General features: G+C 40.0%; 2 protein-coding genes and 1 pseudogene. All 3 read right to left on the reverse strand.

Going from position 1 to position 1,447, the window contains the following annotated elements; genetic code table 11:
• Positions 1 to 181 (reverse strand): annotated as a pseudogene (locus tag FCV43_RS20550) (lysozyme inhibitor LprI family protein); the annotation flags it as partial.
• 144 nt (positions 182 to 325) lie between these two features.
• A complete protein-coding gene (locus tag FCV43_RS19895) occupies positions 326 to 1,030 on the reverse strand; it encodes a hypothetical protein (protein WP_136996150.1) in 705 nt (234 codons plus the stop codon).
• 156 nt (positions 1,031 to 1,186) lie between these two features.
• On the reverse strand, positions 1,187 to 1,447 hold a 261-nt coding region (locus FCV43_RS19900), incomplete at its 5' end, for a lysozyme inhibitor LprI family protein (protein WP_136996151.1).

Consider the following 1,447-nt stretch of genomic DNA (forward strand, 5'->3'; position numbering starts at 1 on the left):
CAAAGCTAGCGTCCAAATAGTTGGAAAGATCTTCTTTTGCTGATTCGAGTTCTATTGATGCACATTGGTTGATTTGGAGTGTATTTAAAGCATTATCGCAATCTATCGGGGCATTTTCACCTGCAATAGAAGTGATAGAAACCATGCAAGATAAAGCTAAAATTAGTCGACTTTTCATCATTTTCCTCTAAAGCACATAACGCCGCATTAAGTGGTGAACAACGCTACCACCCAACCTTAAACCTTGCCACATTTAGCACTGAAGCTGACCTAGCCTGAAATCGCCAAGCGTTGAGAATCCGTCTTAAATGCTTTGTTATACGATTTAGCCAGCCTTTTCTGATAACCTAATTTCAAGCACCTGATTTAGTTTTTCCACATCGCATAATGTCACGATGTCACTAAGATTTCCCACATCTAGGACTAAGGGAGTCTTGTCAGAAACTCCAGTATCAAAGGCAAACCGATACTCTTTCTGGTGGCTAAACTCACTTCTTTTCTTGAAGATAGCCTCTAATTCTAAAAACGATCCGCTAAATTCATTCGGATCATAGTAATCCACTAACCCATCGCTCATTCCATAATTGTTTACGACAGCTGCATTGTGCACTCTTTCAACAAACTTGGTGAAGTTAGTTACCACGACTGCATACTTTCCTAGCTTCAAACAGTCGTCCGGAATTTCTAATTGTTTACGAAATTCAACAAGATTGTCGTGACTTACATAATTGAAAGATCCGCTATGCGCGGCATACATGCAAAATACGTTCAAGTAATCATGCCAATTCATCTGAACTGAAACGGGTCCAGCTAAACCGGTGATAGGTTTACCATTTATTACCAAGTTTGCTTGTTCTGGTTGAATCCACGAAACAACAGCTTCATGTTTGTCCCCTCGATTGGCTTCTTCTTGCTCTTCCAAGCGCCTAAAATATGCAAGCCGATTCGCAAACAACTTCCCATCAACAAAATCTTGAGCATATTTTTTGTTGTCAAAGATTTTTACTAGGAAAAATATAGTTTTACTCACACCACCTCCAAATCGTATAACGCCGCGTTAAGTGGTGAGCAACGCTACCACCTAACCTAAAATATTGTGCCGTAAACACTAAAGCTGAATCAAACCGAAAATGCCAAGCGTTGGGAATCCGTCTTAAACGCTTTGTTATGTGCGTGGTAGATTAACCTACTGTTTTGGTTCAGGTAACACTGGAGGAGTACTGTCCATGTAGGTTAAAAAAGTCTCCCAAACTTCATGAGTTCTTTGCTTGGTTAGCTTGGTTTTACATGAAATTGCCATAACACCTCGAATTGTGCCATCACGCCATTGCGTATATACAGAATCACAATGAGATGACATATATGCCTGCCAGTCAACTTGAGCGACTTTGATTGCTTTAACTAATTCTGGGTCATACGAATTATGTTCAAAGCTAGCGTCCAAATA

Source organism: Vibrio genomosp. F6, assembly GCF_005146325.1.
GTDB classification, from domain to species: Bacteria; Pseudomonadota; Gammaproteobacteria; order Enterobacterales; family Vibrionaceae; genus Vibrio; species Vibrio cortegadensis.